Origin of the sequence: Flavobacterium sp., from assembly GCF_004295795.1 — a bacterium.
Classification (GTDB): Bacteria; Bacteroidota; Bacteroidia; order Flavobacteriales; family Flavobacteriaceae; genus Flavobacterium.
Map to the genome: position 1 here is coordinate 135010 of NZ_SEBR01000007.1, position 20701 is coordinate 155710.

The 20701-nt window shown below is 45.5% G+C and carries 22 protein-coding genes; 14 read left to right on the plus strand and 8 right to left on the minus strand.

Annotation, left to right across the window (positions count from 1 at the left end; all coding sequences use genetic code 11):
• Positions 1–8: 8 nt before the first annotated feature.
• The 9 genes from atpG (at position 9) to EOO49_RS08235 (ending at position 8367) form a co-directional block, all read left to right on the plus strand.
• Positions 9–872: an ATP synthase F1 subunit gamma gene (atpG, locus tag EOO49_RS08195; protein WP_290844524.1), complete on the plus strand. Its 864-nt coding sequence runs from the start codon at positions 9–11 to the stop codon at positions 870–872.
• 124 nt (positions 873–996) lie between these two features.
• Positions 997–1242 carry a hypothetical protein gene (locus tag EOO49_RS08200; protein ID WP_290844526.1) on the plus strand — a complete coding sequence of 82 codons (246 nt, stop codon included), beginning with the start codon at positions 997–999 and terminating at the stop codon, positions 1240–1242.
• 93 nt (positions 1243–1335) lie between these two features.
• Positions 1336–2832 carry an oligosaccharide flippase family protein gene (locus EOO49_RS08205; RefSeq protein ID WP_290844528.1) on the plus strand — a complete coding sequence of 499 codons (1497 nt, stop codon included), beginning with the start codon at positions 1336–1338 and terminating at the stop codon, positions 2830–2832.
• A gap of 172 nt (positions 2833–3004) precedes the next feature.
• Positions 3005–3439, plus strand: a complete 435-nt coding sequence (gene dut, locus EOO49_RS08210; protein WP_290844530.1) for a dUTP diphosphatase — start codon at positions 3005–3007, stop codon at positions 3437–3439.
• 203 nt (positions 3440–3642) lie between these two features.
• Positions 3643–3870: a four helix bundle protein gene (locus tag EOO49_RS08215; protein ID WP_290844615.1), complete on the plus strand. Its 228-nt coding sequence runs from the start codon at positions 3643–3645 to the stop codon at positions 3868–3870.
• 83 nt (positions 3871–3953) lie between these two features.
• A complete protein-coding gene (locus tag EOO49_RS08220) occupies positions 3954–4961 on the plus strand; it encodes a sugar nucleotidyltransferase (protein WP_290844532.1) in 1008 nt (335 codons plus the stop codon).
• Between the two features lie 3 nt (positions 4962–4964).
• On the plus strand, positions 4965–6308 hold the full coding sequence (locus EOO49_RS08225) for a tetratricopeptide repeat protein (RefSeq protein WP_290844534.1): 1344 nt from the start codon (positions 4965–4967) through the stop codon (positions 6306–6308).
• Complete coding sequence (locus tag EOO49_RS08230) at positions 6305–7090, plus strand: DUF4292 domain-containing protein (protein WP_290844536.1); 786 nt, start codon at positions 6305–6307, stop codon at positions 7088–7090. The genes EOO49_RS08225 and EOO49_RS08230 overlap by 4 nt, the downstream gene beginning before the upstream one ends.
• A gap of 17 nt (positions 7091–7107) precedes the next feature.
• Positions 7108–8367, plus strand: a complete 1260-nt coding sequence (locus tag EOO49_RS08235) for a peptidoglycan DD-metalloendopeptidase family protein (protein ID WP_290844538.1) — start codon at positions 7108–7110, stop codon at positions 8365–8367.
• Positions 8368–8983: 616 nt separating this feature from the next.
• Here the strand turns inward: EOO49_RS08235 and EOO49_RS08240 are convergent.
• Together EOO49_RS08240 and EOO49_RS08245 are read right to left on the minus strand one after the other, a co-directional pair.
• Positions 8984–9496 carry an acyl-CoA thioesterase gene (locus tag EOO49_RS08240; RefSeq protein WP_290844540.1) on the minus strand — a complete coding sequence of 171 codons (513 nt, stop codon included), beginning with the start codon at positions 9494–9496 and terminating at the stop codon, positions 8984–8986.
• Between the two features lie 61 nt (positions 9497–9557).
• On the minus strand, positions 9558–10493 hold the full coding sequence (locus tag EOO49_RS08245; RefSeq protein ID WP_290844542.1) for an SPOR domain-containing protein: 936 nt from the start codon (positions 10491–10493) through the stop codon (positions 9558–9560).
• Between the two features lie 102 nt (positions 10494–10595).
• Between EOO49_RS08245 and dprA the strand changes: the two genes are divergently transcribed.
• On the plus strand, positions 10596–11690 hold the full coding sequence (gene dprA / locus EOO49_RS08250; RefSeq protein ID WP_290844544.1) for a DNA-processing protein DprA: 1095 nt from the start codon (positions 10596–10598) through the stop codon (positions 11688–11690).
• Here the strand turns inward: dprA and trpS are convergent, their stop codons facing one another.
• Complete coding sequence (gene trpS / locus EOO49_RS08255) at positions 11691–12668, minus strand: tryptophan--tRNA ligase (protein WP_290844546.1); 978 nt, start codon at positions 12666–12668, stop codon at positions 11691–11693.
• Positions 12669–12735: 67 nt separating this feature from the next.
• Here trpS and EOO49_RS08260 point away from each other — a divergent pair, with 67 nt between their 5' ends.
• Positions 12736–13488: a 1-acyl-sn-glycerol-3-phosphate acyltransferase gene (locus tag EOO49_RS08260; protein ID WP_290844548.1), complete on the plus strand. Its 753-nt coding sequence runs from the start codon at positions 12736–12738 to the stop codon at positions 13486–13488.
• A gap of 86 nt (positions 13489–13574) precedes the next feature.
• On the opposite strand, the gene EOO49_RS08265 is transcribed toward EOO49_RS08260, so the two are convergent.
• The 4 genes from EOO49_RS08265 to recA form a co-directional block, all read right to left on the minus strand.
• Positions 13575–15407 carry a hypothetical protein gene (locus tag EOO49_RS08265; protein ID WP_290844550.1) on the minus strand — a complete coding sequence of 611 codons (1833 nt, stop codon included), beginning with the start codon at positions 15405–15407 and terminating at the stop codon, positions 13575–13577.
• A complete protein-coding gene (locus tag EOO49_RS08270; RefSeq protein WP_290844553.1) occupies positions 15404–15949 on the minus strand; it encodes a sigma-70 family RNA polymerase sigma factor in 546 nt (181 codons plus the stop codon). Before EOO49_RS08270 ends, EOO49_RS08265 begins: the two co-directional genes overlap by 4 nt.
• A gap of 18 nt (positions 15950–15967) precedes the next feature.
• Positions 15968–16393, minus strand: coding sequence for a hypothetical protein (locus tag EOO49_RS08275; RefSeq protein ID WP_290844555.1), 426 nt, complete (start codon positions 16391–16393; stop codon positions 15968–15970).
• Between the two features lie 74 nt (positions 16394–16467).
• Positions 16468–17472, minus strand: coding sequence for a recombinase RecA (recA, locus tag EOO49_RS08280; protein ID WP_290844556.1), 1005 nt, complete (start codon positions 17470–17472; stop codon positions 16468–16470).
• A 333-nt stretch (positions 17473–17805) separates the two neighbouring features.
• Between recA and EOO49_RS08285 the strand changes: the two genes are divergently transcribed.
• Genes EOO49_RS08285 through EOO49_RS08295 form a run of 3 tightly spaced genes read left to right on the plus strand, consistent with a single transcriptional unit; the run spans position 17806 to position 20189 of the window.
• Positions 17806–18537, plus strand: coding sequence for a 1-acyl-sn-glycerol-3-phosphate acyltransferase (locus EOO49_RS08285; protein ID WP_290844558.1), 732 nt, complete (start codon positions 17806–17808; stop codon positions 18535–18537).
• Between the two features lie 12 nt (positions 18538–18549).
• The gene (locus tag EOO49_RS08290; protein ID WP_290844560.1) at positions 18550–19542 is read left to right on the plus strand and encodes an acyl-ACP desaturase; all 993 of its coding nucleotides are present in this window, start codon (positions 18550–18552) and stop codon (positions 19540–19542) included.
• Positions 19542–20189 carry an HD domain-containing protein gene (locus tag EOO49_RS08295; RefSeq protein ID WP_290844617.1) on the plus strand — a complete coding sequence of 216 codons (648 nt, stop codon included), beginning with the start codon at positions 19542–19544 and terminating at the stop codon, positions 20187–20189. The genes EOO49_RS08290 and EOO49_RS08295 overlap by 1 nt, the downstream gene beginning before the upstream one ends.
• Before the next feature lies 1 nt (position 20190).
• Here the strand turns inward: EOO49_RS08295 and EOO49_RS08300 are convergent, their stop codons facing one another.
• Positions 20191–20691, minus strand: coding sequence for a hypothetical protein (locus tag EOO49_RS08300; RefSeq protein ID WP_290844562.1), 501 nt, complete (start codon positions 20689–20691; stop codon positions 20191–20193).
• Between the last annotated feature and the right edge of the window lie 10 nt (positions 20692–20701).

Consider the following 20701-nt stretch of genomic DNA (forward strand, 5'->3'; position numbering starts at 1 on the left):
ACTAAAAAATGGCAAACCTAAAGGAAATACGCAACCGGATCACATCTGTTTCATCGACGATGCAAATCACCTCGGCGATGAAGATGGTTTCTGCGGCCAAATTGAAAAAGGCCCAGGACGCCATCACTGCCATGCGTCCGTATTCTGAAAAACTTACGGAGTTGCTCCAAAACCTTTCCTCGACGCTAGAAGGCGATCTGGGCGGCGAATTCACGATCCAACGCGAAGTGAAAAACGTGCTTATCGTGGCCATCACGTCAAACCGCGGACTTGCGGGCGCATTCAACTCGAGCGTCATCAAGGAAAGCAAGCGTTTGGCCGAAAAGCAATACGCAGGAAAAAAGGTTGATTTTGTCACGATCGGTAAAAAAGGAAATGACATCATCCGCAAGACAGGCAACGTGATCACCAACAACAACGGTGTTTTCGATGCTTTGACTTTCGACAATGTCGCGGTGATCGCCGACGATTTGGTACGTCTTTTCCACGAAGAAAAGTACGACAAGATCGTTTTGGTGTATAACCAATTCAAGAACGCGGCCACTCAAGTCGTCAAGGAAGAGCAGTTTTTGCCGTTGGTTCCGCCAACCACGACAGACAACAAGCAAACCGTAGACTACATTTTCGAGCCGTCGAAAGAAGAGATCATCATGACCTTGATCCCAAAAATGTTGCGCACACAGGTTTACAAAGCAGTCCGCGACTCTTTGGCAGCCGAACACGGAGCGCGTATGACGGCCATGCACAAAGCAACCGACAATGCCACAGATTTGCGCAACCAATTGAAATTGACCTACAACAAAGCGCGTCAAGCTGCGATTACCGGAGAAATCCTCGAAATCGTCGGTGGAGCCGAAGCTTTGAAAGGATAAACAAAAAACACACACGTGAAAGAGCCGGACATTTGTTCGGCTTTTTTATTTTTGGAAAATGGAAGTCGGAAAAATCTATGCCGTAACGCACTGATTTGAGGTTGTAGCCGAGATAGCGACAACAGTGAGAATCAAACGCAATCCATCCGACAAAATCCAGGTGAAAATGCACAGCGGCATGCGAGGTGAAATCGTGGTTCTGTTTCTGATTTGGCTCGTGATTCTGGTCCTTTCGGCGGCGACCGGCGAAAAAATGGCAGGGATTACGTCCGGCATTTTCCCGCTGACAATTGCCTGGTTCCAATTCATTTTTCGCGCCCAACAGGAAATCCTGCAAAAAAGCATCAAAAACCACCTCAAAAGGTCTTAAATGTTAATTAAAATGGTGATAACGGGCGCTTAAGACTTCGACTTTCCCGCGCGAAATGGCTATTTTTGTCTATTAGCGAAATTTCACCTTTACGTGTACAAAAGCCTTTTCAAACAGACTGCGATTTACGGACTAGCCACGGTTTTACCGCGAATGCTGAGTTTTCTGTTGGTGAAATTGTACACCGACAAATTGCCCAAAGGCGAATACGGCGAAGTGAGCATCGTAATGGCGTGGATGGTTTTCCTCAACGTTGCGCTCTCGTACGGTTTTGAAACCGGTTTTTTCCGCTTCTACAATTCCGAAAAAGACAAATCGAACGTCGTCTCGACTTCGACAATCTCGATTTTTTGGTCTTCCTTGATTTTCCTCGGACTCGCACTTTTGCTGCGAAACAGCATTGCCGATGGCGTGAACGTCGACGCGTCTTACATCACTTACGCCATCTGGATTTTGGTTTTGGACGCGCTTGTCGTAATCCCATTCTCGAAACTTAGAGCCGAACAAAGGCCGATGCGTTACGCAGCAATCAAGATCGGAAATGTCGTGGTCAACATGGGTTTGAACCTCGTTTGCCTTTTGTGGCTTCCGGGTTTTGCCGATCGCAATCCCGACAGTTTCATAAGCAGTTTGTATGTCGAGAATTTCGAGGTCGGATACATTTTTATGTCGAACCTGATCGCGAGTTTCCTCACGTTCGTGGTACTTTCACCTGATTATTTCAAGATCAATTGGCACATCGACCCAAAGCTTTGGAAGCGAATGATGCAATACGGCCTTCCGATTTTCTTCGCCGGAATCGCATTCGCCGTAAACGAGCATTTCGACAAAATCCTACTTGAGAAAATTCTTCCCGCCGGCGTCGGAAAAGATCAGGCGGGCGTTTATTCGGCCTGCTACAAACTAGCGCTTTTCATGACTTTGTACGCGACGGCTTTCCGTTTGGGAATCGAACCGTTCTTTTTTAGCCACGCCGGAAACGACAACGCCAGGCAAACCTACGCGGTCATCACCAAATATTTCGTGATTTTCGGATCGCTCATTTTGCTGTCGGTGGTAATCTTCGCCGACGTTCTCAAGATTTTCCTGTTGAGCAACCCCGATTATTGGGAAGCGATGAAAGTCGTGCCGCTGATCATCGTGGCGAACTTCTTTTTGGGCATTTACACGAACTTGTCGGTTTGGTACAAATTGATTGACAAAACGCACATCGGCGCTTACATTTCCATCGTTGGAGCGATCGTCACCTTGGCGCTTAACTTCTTCCTGATTCCCATTTTCCAAAAAAAATCGGGAGACGGTTACATGGGTTCGGCCATTGCCACGATCGCCGCCTATGGAACGATGATGATCATTTCGTACACGATGGGCCAAAAGCATTACGAAATCCCATACGACATGAAAAAAATCCTGGTTTATCTCGGGCTTTCGATAGGATTTTCATTTATCGCATTTTACGTTTTCCGGGAAAATTATTTCGTCAACATACCGCTTTTGCTCATTTTCACAGGTTTTGTCTATTACAGCGAGCGCGAAACTTTAGAAAGGATCTTAAAGCGCAAATCGAGAACGAAAAAAATGGAAATATGAAGCTGGAACCCGCTGCCCGCTTTTAGCTTTCTGGCAAAACGCTGCATTTGCAACGCCTTGAGACGAGCTTCCTTCGGTCGCTGTCGCAATTCGGCAAAAGCAAGCGTTTTCCTGCAAAAGGCTAACCGCTTGCATCGGGGCTAAATCGGCAAACAACAAGAATCGAGACAACATGAAAATAAACATTATCAACAACTCCGGAACCGAACTCCCTGAATACGCAACAATCGCCTCAGCAGGAATGGACGTGCGAGCCGTACTATCGGAACCAATCTCGTTAGCACCTTTAGAGCGCACGATCGTCAAGACAGGATTGTTCATCGAATTACCAATCGGATACGAAGCGCAAGTGCGTCCGCGCTCAGGTTTGGCTTTCAAGAACGGCGTTACCGTCTTGAATTCTCCAGGCACGATAGACGCTGATTACAGAGGCGAAATAGGTGTAATTTTGGTAAATTTATCTAACGAGGAATTTACTGTCAACAATGGTGACAGGATTGCTCAACTAGTAATCGCTAAGCACGAACGCGCTGAGTGGGTCGAGGTTGAGAGCCTTGGTGAAACTGCTCGTGGTGCGGGCGGTTTTGGGAGTACTGGAACTTTGTAATTCAAAATTCGTTGTTCGTTAATCGTTATTCAAAATTCAATATCTACGCCTTAAAATTTGTACACGCCATGAAAAAATTTGATTTACACGAAAGATTAATTGATTTTGCCGTAATGGTTATTGAGATATCAAAAGGGATTGAAAATTCAAAACCCGGCAATCATTTGTCGGGGCAAATTATCCGATAAGGAACAGCGCCATCACTGAATTATAGCGAAGCACAAAGTGCCGAATCAAGAAATGATTTCATACACAAAATGTCGATTGTTCTAAAAGAATTAAGAGAAACATTTTCCTGCCTTAAAATATTGGAGAGGGCGAATTTGTGTTTACTAAAAGAAAATAAGCTCATAGAAACGCAAGTCGAAGCAAATGAACTAATCGCAATTTTTGTAAAAAGTATTGAGACATCTAAAAAGAAATTAGTTTAATAACGAATAACGAATAACGAATAACGAATAACGAATAGCGAATAACGAATAGCGAATAACGAATAACGAAGTTTTATATAAAAATGAAAATAATTGTACCAATGGCAGGACGCGGTTCACGCCTTCGCCCACATACGCTCACAATCCCAAAACCGTTGATTCCAATCGCCGGAAAACCAATCGTGCACCGTTTGGTCGAAGACATCGCGGGCGTGATCAATCAGGAAATCGAGGAAATCGCGTTCATCATCCACAAAGATTTCGGGACACAAGTCGAGACAGATCTCGTCGCGATCGCCGAAAAATTGGGAGCGAAAGGCACGATCTATTACCAGGAACAACCGCTGGGAACGGCTCACGCGATCATGTCGGCCAAAGAATCAATGAGCGGACCGATCGTCGTGGCTTACGCCGATACACTATTCCGTGCCGATTTCACGTTAGATACAACCGCCGACAGCGTAATCTGGGTAAAGCAAGTCGAGGATCCAAGCGCGTTCGGAGTCGTAAAGCTCGACGGAGACAGCATCACAGATTTCGTCGAAAAGCCAAAAGACTTTGTGTCAGACTTGGCCATCATCGGAATCTACTATTTCAAGTCGGGAGAAACACTGCGTTCGGAATTGCAATATCTGCTTGACAACGACATCACAAAAGGAGGCGAATACCAACTCACCGACGGCCTCGAAAACATGAAACTGAAAGGTTTGCGCTTCGTGCCGGGAAAAGTCGACGAATGGATGGACTGTGGAAACAAGAACGTAACGGTCGAAACCAATTCACGTCTGTTGGGATTTTTGCACAAAGACGGAGAGAATTTGGTAAGCGACGAAGCAAAAATCGAGAACTCGACAATCATTCCGCCGTGTTTCATCGACAAAGACGTGATCCTGATCAACTCGACCGTCGGCCCGAACGTTTCGTTGGGAAAATCGACTCACGTGACAGACAGCACGATCAAAAACAGTCTTGTCCAAACGCACGCGCACATCAAGAACGCTAACCTCGACAACGCCATGATTGGCAACCACGCGAGTTTTGACGGGAATTTCACAAGCATAAGCATCGGAGATTACTCCGTTTTGGAATAAAACATGAAGCGATTCGCCTACATAATCTTACTCGGACTTTGCCTCCAGACCCAACTTTCGGCCCAAATCCAAGAGCCGGAAGACGTGGCTATGGAGGCGAATGAATTCCGCAATAACTTCTACGAATCGCTCAAGCAAAAAGGCATCGAGAATTACGACAAGGCAATCAGCGCTTTGCAGAAATGCCAAAAACTCGAGCCTAACAATCCCGTGGTTTTCTTTGAGCTCGGCAAGAATTATCTAGCTCAAAAAGACTACAAGAAAGCGTACGACAGTTTCGAACAAGTCACTAAGATCGATCCGAAGAACAAATGGGCTTGGGTCGGAATGTACGATGTCTGTTACGAAACAAAAGACTACAACCAAGCGATCGTCATCGTCAGGAAACTCATCGAATTCAAGAGCGAATACAAGGAAGATCTGACTTCGCTATACATGAACACGCAACAGTTCGACAAGGCTTTGGTCTTGATAAACGAACTCAACGAAACCGTCGGAACGAACGATTTGCGCGACAATTACAAGTCGGCGATCATGAAAGATCCAAAGTTTCAGGGTTCGGAAATCTCGAATCTGCTTGACAAGATCAAAGGCAATCCAAAAGACGAATCGAATTACGTGACTTTGATGTTCTTGTATTGGGATTCGAATCAGGATGCAAAAGCGCTCGAGATCGCACAAAAACTCGAGAAAGCTGTTCCAGGTTCCGATTGGGCGCAAATCAGTCTGTTCAAATATCATCTGACGAAAGCCGACGGAACAAAAGCCGTAAAATCGATGAACCAGATTTTGGCCAGCAAAAAAATCGACAACAAGATCCGCCATCGCGTCATGAACGAATTTCTGTTGTTCGCCAAAGACAAACCTGAATTCGATGCCGATCTGCAAAAGGCGATCGCCTACTTCGAGAACGATAAGGAAGTCAAGGTTGCCAAAGAAATCGGGAAGTTCTATCATTCGAAAAAGCAATGGGAGCAAGCCATCAAATATTACGAGCAACATCTGAAATCAGAACCAGGCGACATGGAAGCGATCATGTTGGTGCTCGACGCTTACCTCAACAAGCCTGATTATGTCTCGCTTGGTGAAAGAGCCGAAGGTTTGGTGGAATCGTATCCGCTTCAGCCACAATTTTATTTTTATGCCGGATTGGCCTACAATCAGCAGAAAAAATTCAAGAAAGCCAAGGATTTACTCGAAACTGGCCTGGATTATGTAGTGGACGACAAGCAGCTGGAAGCCAATTTCCACATCCAGCTTGGGGAAGCCTTCAACGGCCTGGGCGACCAAAAGAAAAAAGAAGAGCATTTCATTAAGGCCGAAAAACTGATAGAGAAGAAGAAATGAGAATTTACGCCCTGATTTTGAGCGCCGTTTTAGTTGTCGGATGCAAAACCGCGCAACCCACGACAGCCGTCACACCAACGAAAACGCCGGCAACGCCCGAAGATACAGAACTTGCAAAAGTGATTTCCGGACATTATTCCGATGCGAAGGACTTCAAGACCTTGGCCATCAAGGCTTCGGCCCGATACAAAGACGACGATCAGACGCAAAACGTGAGCGCCGACATCAGGATCGAAAAAGACAAACAGATTTTCGTGAGCATAAGATTCTTGGGAATCACGATGGCAAAAGCGTTGATTACGCCAAACGAAGTCAAGTATTACGAGAAAATCAACGGTACTTTCTTCGAAGGAAATTACGAAGCTTTAAGTCGTTGGCTCGGAACTTCTCTCGACTATGACAAAGTGCAGAATTTGCTCATCGGACGTGTTTTGGACGATCTGAACAAGGGAAAATACAAAAGTTCGGTCGAAGGAAATCTCGTGAAACTGACCGACAATTCTAATCCGAAAACACAAAAAGCGTATTACTTCGAGCCCGGATCGTATTTGATAAAGAAAGAGAACGTGAACCAACCACAGCAAAATCGCAGCCTCGAGGTGAATTATCCGGGTTTCAACAAATTTGCCCAAGCGAATCTTCCGGCAAAAATCTTGCTTGAAGCCATTCAGCCAAAAGGAAAAACAAACATCAGCATCGAATACAACGGAGCGACTTTCAACGAAAATCTCCAATTTCCATACAGCGTTCCCGAAGGTTACGAGCGCGTCAACCTCGACTAATCGCACAAAAAGACACCATGACCAAACAATTAGCCATTCTTTTCTTTTTACTGTTTTCGGTGACGGCATTTTCCCAATCGGAACAACAGAAACTGGAGAAACGCAAGGCGCAGATCCAACGCGAGATTGCCGAGAAACAGGAAAAACTCGATGCGATGCGTTCTCAGGAAAAGTCCATCAACAGCCAGATCGACATCCAAAAAGAGAAAATCAAGCTCAAGGAAAAACTCATCCACACGACCGAAAAACAAACCCGTCTTTTGAACGACGATCTGTATTTGACGCAACTCAAGATCAACAAACTCAAGAAGGAACTCGTCGTGATCAAGGAAGATTATGCGGCGATGATCATAAAATCGTACAAGAGTCGTTCGGTGCGAAGTCGTGCGATGTTCATTCTGTCGTCCGCAAACTTTCTTCAAGCCTACAAACGCGCCCAATACATGAAGCAATATGCGAGTTATCGCAAGGCACAAGGCGAGGAAATCAGCGAAAAGACGACTGAATTGGTCACTTACAACACGCACATCGAAGCCCAAAAAGCCGAAAAGCAAAAGTTGCTGCGGGAAAACGAGAACGAGCGAAAAGAGTTGGTCAAAGAGAAACAGGAGCAGGAAGTTCTTATGGGTTCCATCCAAAAAGACAAGAAAAAGATTGTCGCCGAAATCAAGAAATACCAACAAGAAAGCCGAAACATAGACCGCAAAATTGACCGCCTGATCCAAAAAGCGATCGAGGAAGCCAACCGGAAAGCGGCATTGGCGGCTGCGAAATCCAGTCCGTCGAAAGCGTCTGCAGTAAAAGCGAAAGTGGCCGAGGCGCCAAGTAAAATCGTCCTGACACCAGAAGCAAAAGTCGTCGCCGACAATTTCAGATCAAACAAAGGAAGTTTGCCATGGCCGGTAGAACGCGGCGTTGTCAGCCTCGGATATGGCGATCAACAGCACCCACTTTACCGCTCACTGACGGTTCACAACAGCGGAGTCGAAATCACCACCGACGATGGTGCAAGCGCGAGAGCGGTTTTTGGAGGAGAAGTGATAAGCGTAATCGTGATTTCGCCAGTGAACAAGGCCGTAATCATCCAGCACGGAGATTATTTTACGATCTATCAGAACCTGAGTTCAGTAAATGTCGATAAAGGCGACAAGGTCAAGATCAAACAGACATTGGGCAAAATCAGAACCAACGGCGACACAGGCAAAACTACGCTGAAATTCCTGATAAAACAGAATACGGTTTACAACAATCCGCAGACTTGGTTGTCGGGAATGTAGTTTTCACAGGAAATCTAAGGTCTTGAAATCAATAAATTTTTGATTGGACAGATTTGTCTTTGATAACAAACCTCAAAGGTTTTTAGGCCTCTGAGGTTTGTTGTTTTTAGATGGAATATGATTTCTTACAGTTACCTACATTTAACAAAAACTACAGATTTTCTGTAAACGGCCGATTCCAAAAATCCCGAAATTACCTTCAGGGAAGGGGCCAATGTTTATCCCTACAAAATTTTGAAACGACTTGATTACAGATTTTCTGTAAAAATCGTTAAATGAAGGTTTCGTGAATTTGACAGGAATATTTTCAGATGCGGCCAGATTCGAATTTGTATCCGACCACAAACCTCAAGGCTTCAAAACCTCTGAGGTTTTTCGTTTTTAGAAATCCTATTTCCTACAGGACCTACATTTAACAAAAACTACAGATTTTCTGTAAACGGCGTATTCCAAAAATCCCGAAATTACCTTCAGGGAAGGGGCCAATGTTTATCCCTACAAAATTTTGAAACGACTTGATTACAGATTTTCTGTAAAAATCGTTAAATGAAGGTTTCGAGAATTTGACAGGAATACTTTCAGATGCAGCCAGATTCGAATTTGTATCCGACGAAAATTAACCTTCAAACAAAGCTTTCAACTCGGTAGCTTCGTGCGGTTTCATTTTTCCAGCCAGGACCAAACTGAGTTGTTTGCGTCTCAAAGCTGCGTCATATCGCTCTTTTTCCAATTCTGTTTCGGGTAAAATGGGTGCCACTTCAACCGGACGACCTGTATCGTCGACGGCTACAAATGTATAAATCGCCTCGTTCGCCTTTGTCCGGACGCCAGATTCGCGATCCTCGATCCAAACATCGATAAAGATTTCCATCGAACTCTTGAAACTTCTCGAAACCTTCGACTCAATCGTGACAACGCTTCCTAAAGGAATCGAGCGATTGAAAGCCACGTGGTTCACCGAAGCCGTAACGCAAACCCGACGCGAGTGACGGCGAGCGGTAATACTCGCAGCTCTGTCCATTCGGGCGAGCAATTCGCCTCCGAATAGGTTGTTCAATGGATTGGTCTCGCTCGGCAAAACCAAGTCGGTTAAGGTCGTAAGTGATTCAGATGGATGTTTTGGTAACATGTCTTTTTTTGGCAAAGGTAAAGCAAGGCCACAAAAAATCCCGAACGCGTCGGGATAAATGTTAAAAGTCTTTGATCATCAACCAAGCCTGAGGGTCGGTTTTCTGTCTTATCGAATTCATTTCGCTCACGGCTTCGGCTTTTGAGGAAAAACTTCCATATAAAACCGGATAAAGTCCGTGGCGGTTTTGCGGAATGCGCTTCGACTTATAACCCAATCCTTTCAATTGCGCGCAAGCTTTGTCAGCATTCTCCGGACTTCTGAAAACTCCGGCCACGACATGATAGCGCATTTTCTCTTCTTTTACGGCCAAAGTCACCGCCGGCAAAGGAACGTCTATAAAGAAAGTGGCTTCCTGAATTTTGTCCTGGACTTGCTTTTGTACTTCGGTTTCCACAAGTTGCGTTTGGCGCTCGATTTGTGCGTCGTAAAGTTTCGAACCTCCGAATCCTGCAAGTCCCATGGCCAAGACAAAAACCGCTGCATAACGCAAATATGGTCGGCGCTGTTTGGCTTCGGGCGTGAACGCGATTGGTGCTTTTTCCTCGAGAATCTCGACCTCTTTTTTGTAGGTTTCGCGCTTTACGGCAGGAGACACGAAAGAGCTTAGTCCGAAAGCTTCGGTCAGGTAATTCAAATTGTCCGACGGATAAAAAACAATGTTTTTCTCGCTGTTCAAAGACAACTCTCCGATGTTCTTCAACGTGAAGCGTCCGTTTACCTCCAGAATATTTTTCCAGATGGAAACTTCGTTGTGAATCGCGGCCACGGCCATTTCATAGGAATATTTCTCCGCGAAAGCGATATGGTTGGCCAAAAGACCGTCGTTGTTTTTCAAGTGCGAATTGAACACAACCAACTTTTTCGGCGGATAGAACGCACTGGACGACTCATGCAGTTGCGCAGACTGGTATTCGGTCAAAAAAGCGCCGAATCCCGGAACCGTAACGCATTGATATCGGTACAAAAGCTGGGAAATGTAGTGTTCAATCTTCATAGAAACAAAATTATGCAATGCGAGCCGCTGTCAAAATTTTATCCACAATTTTTATTAACAATCCAACCGAAAATTTATACATTTCAGCTTCAATCATTTACTATGCGCCACGAAGAATTAGTATCCATTTTAGCCTTGCAAAGAGTAGAAGGCGTGGGCGACGTTATCGCCAAAAAACTGTTTTCCAACTTCAATTCGGTCGAAGAAATCTTTTGTGCCGATGCCAAAAAATTCAGAGAAATCGGCCTGAGTCCAAAGTTGCTTGCGGGCTTCAAAGATAAGTCGATTTTCGAGAAAGCTAAAGCCGAAGCCGATTTTATCCAAAAATCGAATATCAAGGTAACGACGTTTCTCGAAGACGATTATCCGGATCGCCTCAAACATTGTTACGATGCGCCGTTACTGCTTTTCTCGACGGGAAACATCGACCTCAAAAACAGGAAGATCATCAGCATTGTCGGAACGCGCAAAGCCACGGCTTACGGCAATGATTTCACGCACAGATTGCTGTCTGAACTCTCGCCTCTGAATCCGATAATCGTAAGCGGATTCGCCTACGGAATCGACATCATCGCGCATCAGGCGGCAATCGAGAACGGTTTGCAGACAATCGCGGTTTTGGGCAATGGGCTCAATCAGACGTATCCGAAAGCCCACAAAAAGTTTCTCAAACCTATAAATGAAAATGGCGGTTTTTTGTCAGAATTTTGGTCGGATGCGTTTCCTGCTCCGGAGAATTTTGTCAAGAGAAACCGCATCGTCGCCGGAATGTCCGAAGCCACGATCATTGTAGAATCGGCCGAAAAAGGCGGATCATTGATCACGGCAAATCTCGCCAACGACTACAACCGCGAGGTTTTTGCCGTTCCGGGTCGCACGACAGATTCCGTCAGCCAAGGTTGCAACCAACTTATCAAAACGCAGCGCGCCCATCTAATGACGAGCGCGGCAGATTTGGTCTATATCATGAATTGGGATTTGCAGCCGAAGCCAAAACCCGTTCAAAAGCAGCTGTTCGTTTCCTTGTCGGACGAAGAAAAACGCATTTACGACTATTTGTGCGACAGACGCGAATTGCTCGACACGATCGCGATCGAAAACAGCATCCCGATTTCGAGATTGTCATCGATGTTGCTTACGATGGAACTCAAAGGCGTGATAAAACCGTTGCCCGGAAAGCTTTTTGAAGCTGTGTGATTATTCGTACCCGAGTTTGTGGCGCACACGTGTCAGAACACCATTGGCAATCACAGAGGCGCGTTCCGAACCGATCTTGAGCAATCTGTCGACTTCCGCGCGATCATTAATATAGCGGTTGTATTTCTCGCGAATGTCCTGAAACTTTTCGACGATCAGTTCGAACAGGATTTGCTTGGCGTGGCCGTAACCGAAATCGCCATTCGGATTTTTGTATTTCTCGCGCAATCCGGCGATTTGAGCTTCGGAAGCCATCAACTGGTAAATCGCGAAAATCTTGCAGGTTTCGGGATTTTTGGGGGCTTCCAAAGGCGTGCTGTCGGTTTCGATCGACATGACTTGTTTGCGCAAGGCTTTGTCGTCAAGGAAAATATTGATGATGTTGTTGGCCGATTTGCTCATTTTCCCGCCGTTCGTGCCCGGAACCAACTTGGTGTCTTCGTGCGTGAATGGCTCGGGCAACACGAAAGTCTCACCCATTTGGCTGTTGAAGCGTGAAGCGACGTCGCGAGTGATCTCGATGTGTTGCAATTGGTCTTTTCCGACGGGAACGAATTCGGCGTCATAAAGCAAAATGTCCGCAGCCATCAACATCGGATATGTGAAAAGTCCGGCATTCACGTCAGACAATCTATCGGATTTATCCTTGAACGAATGCGCCAAAGTGAGACGCTGAAACGGGAAAAAACAACTCAAATACCAAGACAACTCGGCGGTTTGCGGAACATCGCTTTGTCTGTAGAAAATCACTTTCTCGATGTTCAGTCCGCAGGCAAGCCAAGCCGCGGCCGTGCTGTAAGTATTGTTTCTCAAGGTTTCCCCGTCTTTGATTTGCGTGGCCGAATGCAGATCGGCAATAAACAAAAAAGACTCGTTTTCAGGTTTGTTGGACAATTCGATCGCCGGAAGAATCGCGCCCAAAAGGTTGCCCAAATGCGGAGTTCCGGTGCTTTGTACTCCTGTAAGAATTTTGGCCATTTCGTGTGATTTTGCGCAAATTTACGCCTTTTGCCAAATGTAACCGCGTTTGACTATTTTTGGAAATATGAAAATCTTCAAATACGCTTTCTGGATTTTGTGGCGCGTCTGGTTTTATTTCCTGATGGCCATTCCGATTATTGCACTTTCGCCGTTTTTACTGGTGGCGATCAGCAAGGAAAAATGGTATCCATATTTCTTCGTGATGGCTCGCATTTGGGGCAAATTCATCCTTTTCGGAATGGGATTCTGGTACAAGGTGAACCGCGAGGACGAACCCGAACCAGGGAAAAGCTACATGTTCGTGGCCAATCACACATCCATGACAGATATTATGCTGATGTTGGCCGTAGTTCGCAATCCGTTTGTTTTTGTCGGAAAAAAGGAACTTGCAAAAATTCCCGTCTTCGGATTCGTATACAAAAGAACCTGCATTTTGGTCGACAGGACAAGTCCGAAAAGCCGAAAAGAAGTTTTCGAACGCGCACAAAAGAGACTGGAACAAGGTTTGAGCATCTGTATTTTTCCCGAAGGCGGCGTTTCCGATGACGAAACCGTATTGCTTGACGCGTTCAAGGACGGCGCTTTCCGGCTGGCGATCGAACACCAAATTCCCATTTTTCCGATCACTTTCCACGATAACAAAAAGCGTTTTTCGTTCGCGTTTTTCAGCGGAAGTCCGGGTAGGATGCGCGCGACGCTTCACCACGAAATTCCTACTACTGGACTTTCGGACGACAACAAATCTGACATAAAAGAACTTCGCGACAAAACGCGCCAGGTGATTTATCACGAGTTGCTTCGGGTGCGATCAAAATAAAAAAGAGCATCTCGGCCAAGACGCTCTTTTGAAGTTATTTCCCGAAAGAAACAACACGAAACTTAATTGTAACCAACTAACTAATATCAAAAACGGTAGTTCAGTCCTGTGTACAAACCGAAAAAATACGGCTTGAAATTCCCTGATTCCGTGTAAGTGTTCAACTGGTATTTGAACATCGGCTCAAAATTGAACTGTAGCGATTTCAAAATGTTGTATCGCATTCCAATCCCGATGTTCGTACTGAAACTCATATCGTTGAGGTTGTTCGCCTGGCCAACCTGCATTTGATTGCCGTCTGAAACCAACGCAACCTCGTTCTGGTTCAAAAATAAAGTACTGAAACCTCCAATCACGTCGATTCCGAAACGCTTGTCGAGCAATTTGTAACTCAATTCAAGCGGCACTTCGAGATAACCTGTCTTTTGGCTCAAACTGCTGCTGAATTCCTTCATGACCAATCCGCTGTTTGTAAACTCGATCGGAGCGCTTTCGTTCTTGTTCTGGATTCTCAAAAACGCGCCTTGAACGGTAGGTTTCACGTGTTGCAATTGCTGTCTTCCAACTGTAGATTGCGAGGCCACGACATTATTTGTATTGTATTCGAAAGCGAGTGAATTCACGCCGGTTCTAACCGTGAGCCTTTTATTGAGTGCATAACCGACGCCCAATCCGTATGAAATTTGCGTCTTGAAATCTTTCTCGTTGCCGGCGAAACGGGAATCAATCGGGGAACCGTTCGAATTTGAACTCGAATAAATAGGGGCAACCCTTGGTGAGACTTGCCACCTATTCATTTTCGGTTCGTTTTGGGTAACTGACTTGCTTTTTTCTTTTTCAATGTTTAGCAATTCTTCCAGTGCATTGGGTTTAGCCGCCATAGCAAGAGCGGTGGAATCCTTTTTGATATCGTCGATTTTCGCGGCGATAGCTTGGGTCGAAGTCGTTGTTTTCGCAGTTACCTCTTGGTTGTGTTGCTCGGTTTGTCCCGATTGGTTGTTCTCGTTTACAGCAATTTTCTCGTTATCAATAATATTTACGTTGTTTTTGTACTTGTCGGATTTATTGGATTTTGAATCGTTTTGGGCAATTTGTTCCGAATTTTCAGCATTGGCCGATTTTGATTTTCCGTTTTTGGCTTTCGCCGATTTTTCGCCCGCCGACGCGTATCTGATGTTCTCCGATTCCGACGGATTCAGACCACTTCCCGAAGTGCCGATCTTGTTTTTTCCGACCGAATTTCTCTTTTTGCCTTTGGCGTTTTTCTCCGGATACAAAGCGATTCCCGAATTCTCCTGACGTATCCCAGAAGCATTGCTGCCCGAAGTATTCCCGTCTTGAGCGCTGTTTTTCAACTTGACATTCGCTCTGTTTTTGACCGTTTTCGCGTTGGTTTCCGTGACGGCGTTGTCTGGAATCGCAAAGTCGGTTGAACGTGTTGTTTTGGAACGTTTCGCTGATTTTGTTTCCGATGGATTTTTGTCTGACGCACTCGCATCGGTATTGGCTCCATCTGAAGAAATTCCGTCCGAAGAAGTCGTTCCCGAAGCCTTTCCGCCTGAATTTCCATTATCGGTTACCGCATTTCCGGGCTCGCCGAACGTTTCGCTTCCGACAGGAGAAACCGAATTTCCGTCTCCCGATTTATTATTGTTCGCGCCTCCGTTTTCAGGAGCCGTAACCACTTGATTTCCATTCAAATTCTTGCCTGGACTTGCATTCCAGTTCCAAACGACCAGCGTTCCGATCAGGAAAATAGCAGCCACTCCGGTCAATTGAAACCAGATCGGGATGACTCTTCGGCGTTTTTTCTCCTCAAGTCTCGCTTCTATGTTCTTCCACGCCAATTCCGATGGCTCCGCCTCGAAATCCTTGAATTTTTCCTGGAATAGGCGGTCGAGGTTTTTTCTCTCGCTCATTTCGCAGAGGGTAATTTATGTGTATGGTAATTATCAACTTTCTCTTTCAAAATCATTCTCGCTCGCGCCAGGTTCGATTTCGATGTTCCCACGGTAATTCCTAGCATTTCAGCTATTTCCTTGTGTGGATATCCGTCGACTACGTAAAGGTTGAAAACCAGTCTGTAGCGGTCGGGCAGTTCCTGGATGATCCTCATTAGAAAATCAAGCGGAATATCGTCATCGTCGATCTCTACATCGACTTCTTCATCGGCTATGTCTTTGTTGGCCATGTCCAGATAAGTCACGTTTCTGTATTGCTGCAGCACGTTGTTTACCATCACGCGTTTCATCCAACCTTCAAAAGAACCTTTAAAATTGTACTGTCCGATCTTATTGAAAATGATCACGAACCCGTCTTGGAAGTTGTCTTCCGCTTCGGCGTAATTTCTGGAATACTTGAGGCAAACGGCAAACAACTTCGACTTAAATAGTGTATAAAGTTGCTCTTGCGCTTTCCTGTCGTTATTCCTGCAATCATTAATGAGCTGTTCTAAACTCAAAATCGGGCAGATTTAACATTATTCTACAACAGAGTCAATTTCAAGAAAAGTGGGCAATCCGTTCGAATCCTCGCCGGTCCAGAACTTGAAATGATAAGTTCCGGCAACGGTAGGCATGAAATTGAGCGGCACATCATAGACGACACTTGAATCATCTATGCAGTTGCTTTCGTTGAACTTGATACATCTGACCGAAATGGTTTGTGTAAAATTGTCAGACTCCGTGTAAAATCCGTTAAAGATGTGACAGTCGGTCGGTCTGCGATATTTTACCTGAATCGTAGCCATTTGTCCCAAAATCATGGTTTCCGGTACAGTTGCGTCTTCTACTTGCACCATATACGCCTGAGATTTTGGCTCATCGGATATACTACAAGACGCGACGGTAATCGCCAATAAGAAAAAGAACAGCTTTTTCATTCTCAAATTTTCTAATCTTTTCATCAGATGCAGCAGTTTTAAAAAGGTTGCGTCAAAAAAGTAAAAAAAATAAAAAAAGCCCGAATTGGGCTCTTTTATCAGTTGCTTTGTTCCTTGATCTTGACTTTGATCTTGTTTTCAAGCTCGTCCGCGAGTTCCGGATTGTCTTTTATCATCACTTTCACGGCGTCACGTCCTTGTCCTAATTTGGTATCGCCGTAGCTGAACCAAGATCCTGATTTTTTTACGATTTCATATTCAACAGCCAAATCGAGGATTTCACCCACTTTCGAAACACCTTCTCCATACATGATGTCGAATTCGGCGAATTTGAACGGTGGAGCGACTTTGTTTTTCACGACCTTCACCTTGGTGCGGTTTCCTATCACGTTGTCTCCGTCCTTGATTTGCGACGAGCGGCGAATGTCCAAACGAACCGAAGCGTAGAACTTCAAGGCATTTCCACCCGTAGTCGTCTCGGGATTTCCGAACATCACACCAATTTTCTCACGCAACTGGTTGATGAAAAACACCGTGCAGTTCGTCTTGCTGATCGTGGCGGTAAGTTTTCTCAAAGCCTGCGACATCAAACGCGCGTGCAATCCCATTTTGGAGTCGCCCATCTCGCCTTCAATTTCGCTCTTTGGCGTAAGTGCGGCAACCGAGTCGATGACGACGATGTCGATCGCTCCCGAACGGATCAGGTTTTCGGCGATCTCCAAAGCTTGTTCTCCGTTGTCTGGTTGAGAGATGATTAGTTCTTCTATATCAACGTGGAGTTTTTCGGCATAACTTCTGTCGAAAGCGTGTTCCGCATCGATGAAGGCTGCGATTCCACCTGCTTTTTGCGCCTCAGCGATCGCGTGCAACGTGAGTGTCGTCTTGCCCGAAGATTCCGGCCCGTAGATTTCTATGATACGACCTCTTGGGTAGCCGTTTACACCAAGCGCAAGGTCGATTCCAAGCGATCCCGATGGAATGACTTCGACTTCCTCGACGGCCTTGTCGCCCATTTTCATGACCGTTCCCTTGCCGTATGTTTTATCTAATTTATCTAGTGTTAATTGTAGTGCTTTTAGTTTGGCATCTTTCTCTGAACTCATTTTTCCTGGCTCTAAAATCGTTAGTAAAATTTCGTAAATGTACTCTTTTTTCGTTTTTGTGATTGACAACCCAAACGTTACTTTTCCACAACAAAAAAGCAAAAACAACCCAATGGTTTAAATGGCTTGTAATGAATTGGATGGCGAAAATATCGGGTTGTTTTTTGGTGTTCCGCGGAAGTGTGAAATTAAGCGCCAACTTCCACTTTCCATTACAGATTTTCTGTAAAAAATGTTAAAAGGAGGTATTGCCAAAAGTTTTCCCAAAACCTTGCGGCAACAACTGACAAAACCATATTTTCTACTTACTTTTGCCGAGATTTACCCAATGGCATGGAGAAAATTATTTCGTACCCAATTTCGGTCGTCTACTATTTCTTTTTCGGACTTTGTCTGCTGGTTTTTCATCCGATTCAATGGATTTGCCTGAAAATCGGATACAATGCGCACAAGAAAAGTGTGGACGTTCTTAATTGGTTTCTTATCGGATGCACGAGGATCATAGGAACGCGATACACGGTCACCGGACGCGAAAAAATCCCAACCGATGTTCCGCTGATCATCGTCGCCAATCATCAAAGCCTTTACGATATCATTTCCATAGTCTGGTTTTTGAGAAAGGTCCATCCGAAGTTCGTATCCAAAAAAGAACTAGGAAAAGGAATCCCAAGTGTGTCCTTCAATCTAAGACACGGCGGATCGATTCTGATAGACAGGAAAGACGCCAGACAGTCGCTTCCGGCAATCAAAGGTCTTGGCGATTACATCGAAAAGTTCAAGCGTTCGGCCGTAATTTTTCCCGAAGGCACGAGAAGCAAGAACGGAGCGCCAAAAGAATTCGCGCAAACGGGCCTGAAAATACTGGTAAAAGCGACACCATCGGCTTACGTTTTGCCGCTTACGATCAACAATTCGTGGAAAATGGCCAAGTTCGGTTACTTTCCGCTAGGACTTGGAAATCATCTGAAATTCACGGTACACGAACCGATTTCCGTAGCGAACCACGGCTTCGAGGAAATTATAGAATACACCGAAAAAGCCGTCACGTCGGCCATCAAATATTAAATACCACCGAATATGTCAACGAAAAACGTACGTCTGGAAGTCATGCAATTCCTCGAAAAAGATATCGACAGTTTAGTCAGTCAATATCTGATTCCGGTGGAAACCATCTGGCAGCCGTCTGATTTTCTACCCGAGCCCGGAAACGATGATTTCTTCGAAAAAATCAAGGAACTTCGCGAATTGGCAAAAGAATTACCATACGATTTTTGGGTCGTGCTGATCGGCGACATGATTACCGAGGAAGCGCTTCCTACCTACGAATCATGGCTCATGGACGTTGACGGTGTTGGTCAGGTCGAGAGAAACGGCTGGTCGAAATGGGTGCGTCAATGGACTTCTGAGGAGAATCGTCACGGTGATCTTCTCAACAAATACCTTTACCTTTCCGGACGCGTCAACATGCGCGAGATCGAGATGACGACGCAACATCTTATCAGCGACGGATTCGACATCGGCACGGACCGCGACCCTTACAAAAACTTTGTCTACACCAGTTTTCAGGAATTGGCAACCTATATTTCCCACAATCGCGTTTCCCAAATCGCCAAAAAGTACGGAGCGAAAGACCTTTCCAAAATGTGTAAGATGATTGCCGGAGACGAAATGCGTCACCACCATGCTTACAGTGATTTCGTCGATCGTATCTTCAAGGTCGACCCGAGCGAAATGATGTTGGCTTTCCAGCACATGATGAAAATCAAGATCGTGATGCCCGCTCATTTCTTGCGTGAATCCGGAGAGAAAATAAGTTCGGCATTTGAACATTTCTCAGATTCTGCACAAAGGATCGGCGTCTACACAGCGGCAGATTACGTGGACATTTTGCAGAAACTGATTGATCGCTGGGAAATCGGAACTATCACAAATCTTACCGATGAGGCCGAAAAGGCGCGCGATTTCCTGATGAAACTTCCGGCGCGTATGACCAGGATTTCCGAAAGATTGGTCATACCGGCAGAATCACAGATTTTCAAGTGGGTAGAACCGGCTCGCTTGGGATTCTGATGGAAAGCCTGATTGCCAACACGGTAGCTTACGTAAAACAACAATTGCAAGGCGCGGAAGGCGGACACGATTGGTTTCACATCGAGCGCGTCTGGAAATCGGCATTGCATATAGCCGAAGCCGAAAAATGCGATCTTTTGGTTGTTCAACTCGGAGCTTTGTTGCACGACATCGCCGACAGCAAATTCCACGGCGGTGACGAATCCATCGGACCCAAAACCGCAAGATCGTTTCTCGAAAGCCAGAACGCCGACGAGGAAACGATTACCCACGTGATCCATATCATCGAGAACATTTCGTTCAAAGGCGGAAATTTCCAAAAGACTTTTTCTTCAAAAGAACTCGACGTCGTTCAGGATGCCGACCGTTTGGACGCACTTGGCGCCATTGGGATCGCACGTTGTTTCAACTACGGCGGATTCAAAAATCGTCCGCTTTACGATCCCGAGATCAAGCCCAATCTTGGCATGTCGAAGGAAGAATACAAACATTCGGTATCGCCCACGATCAACCATTTTTACGAGAAATTACTGCTGCTCAAGGATAAGATGAACACCGAAACCGGAAAGCGATTGGCCCAAGAAAGGCACGCTTACATGGAAAGTTTTTTGTTACAGTTCTACGCCGAATGGGAAGGTGAAAAATAGCCTAATCGATCAGGTGCGAAATATCTTTTGAAGCGTAGAAATACGACAATCCGTCTCCGTCTCCGCCCATGGCCTCGTGCGTTGCGACCGAAATTTTGAGTTCGGTGACCGCGTAATTTCCGGGCTCGACTTCAGTCAGTGTAAAATTTTGGTGGTGGAACCAAGCCAGGATTTCCGCGATCGGTTGGTCTTGGAACAATCTGAAATCCTGGATCGCCACTGCAATTCCCTCGTGGATTTCCAATTCGGTAAAAGCCTGATTTTTGTCGTAAGTGATAAAAATCGAGTCGCCTTCCTGCGTCAAATCGGAATAAATGTCGCGATTGAGGCTAAAATCGAAATTGCCGTCCTCGTCCTCGAAAAATTCACTGGCGTCAAACGTCGAATTGTCTTCCTCATAAGAAATCTTGAGCGTCTTGCGGATAGCTTCGCGACTCATACCAAAAGCGAGAGTAGCTTCGTTGATCGTGAAGCCGAGATTGGGTTGGTAGGTAATGTCCATAATGTTGTCG

Bases quoted from the DNA above. Each gene is read 5' to 3' on its own strand.
- atpG (WP_290844524.1), top strand. From the start codon at position 9: ATGGCAAACCTAAAGGAAATACGCAACCGGATCACATCTGTTTCATCG.
- dut (WP_290844530.1), top strand. From the start codon at position 3,005: ATGAAAATAAACATTATCAACAACTCCGGAACCGAACTCCCTGAATAC.
- EOO49_RS08220 (WP_290844532.1), top strand. From the start codon at position 3,954: ATGAAAATAATTGTACCAATGGCAGGACGCGGTTCACGCCTTCGCCCA.
- EOO49_RS08225 (WP_290844534.1), top strand. From the start codon at position 4,965: ATGAAGCGATTCGCCTACATAATCTTACTCGGACTTTGCCTCCAGACC.
- EOO49_RS08230 (WP_290844536.1), top strand. From the start codon at position 6,305: ATGAGAATTTACGCCCTGATTTTGAGCGCCGTTTTAGTTGTCGGATGC.
- EOO49_RS08235 (WP_290844538.1), top strand. From the start codon at position 7,108: ATGACCAAACAATTAGCCATTCTTTTCTTTTTACTGTTTTCGGTGACG.
- EOO49_RS08240 (WP_290844540.1), bottom strand. From the start codon at position 9,496: ATGTTACCAAAACATCCATCTGAATCACTTACGACCTTAACCGACTTG.
- EOO49_RS08245 (WP_290844542.1), bottom strand. From the start codon at position 10,493: ATGAAGATTGAACACTACATTTCCCAGCTTTTGTACCGATATCAATGC.
- dprA (WP_290844544.1), top strand. From the start codon at position 10,596: ATGCGCCACGAAGAATTAGTATCCATTTTAGCCTTGCAAAGAGTAGAA.
- trpS (WP_290844546.1), bottom strand. From the start codon at position 12,668: ATGGCCAAAATTCTTACAGGAGTACAAAGCACCGGAACTCCGCATTTG.
- EOO49_RS08260 (WP_290844548.1), top strand. From the start codon at position 12,736: ATGAAAATCTTCAAATACGCTTTCTGGATTTTGTGGCGCGTCTGGTTT.
- EOO49_RS08265 (WP_290844550.1), bottom strand. From the start codon at position 15,407: ATGAGCGAGAGAAAAAACCTCGACCGCCTATTCCAGGAAAAATTCAAG.
- EOO49_RS08275 (WP_290844555.1), bottom strand. From the start codon at position 16,393: ATGAAAAGATTAGAAAATTTGAGAATGAAAAAGCTGTTCTTTTTCTTA.
- recA (WP_290844556.1), bottom strand. From the start codon at position 17,472: ATGAGTTCAGAGAAAGATGCCAAACTAAAAGCACTACAATTAACACTA.
- EOO49_RS08285 (WP_290844558.1), top strand. From the start codon at position 17,806: ATGGAGAAAATTATTTCGTACCCAATTTCGGTCGTCTACTATTTCTTT.
- EOO49_RS08290 (WP_290844560.1), top strand. From the start codon at position 18,550: ATGTCAACGAAAAACGTACGTCTGGAAGTCATGCAATTCCTCGAAAAA.
- EOO49_RS08295 (WP_290844617.1), top strand. From the start codon at position 19,542: ATGGAAAGCCTGATTGCCAACACGGTAGCTTACGTAAAACAACAATTG.
- EOO49_RS08300 (WP_290844562.1), bottom strand. From the start codon at position 20,691: ATGGACATTACCTACCAACCCAATCTCGGCTTCACGATCAACGAAGCT.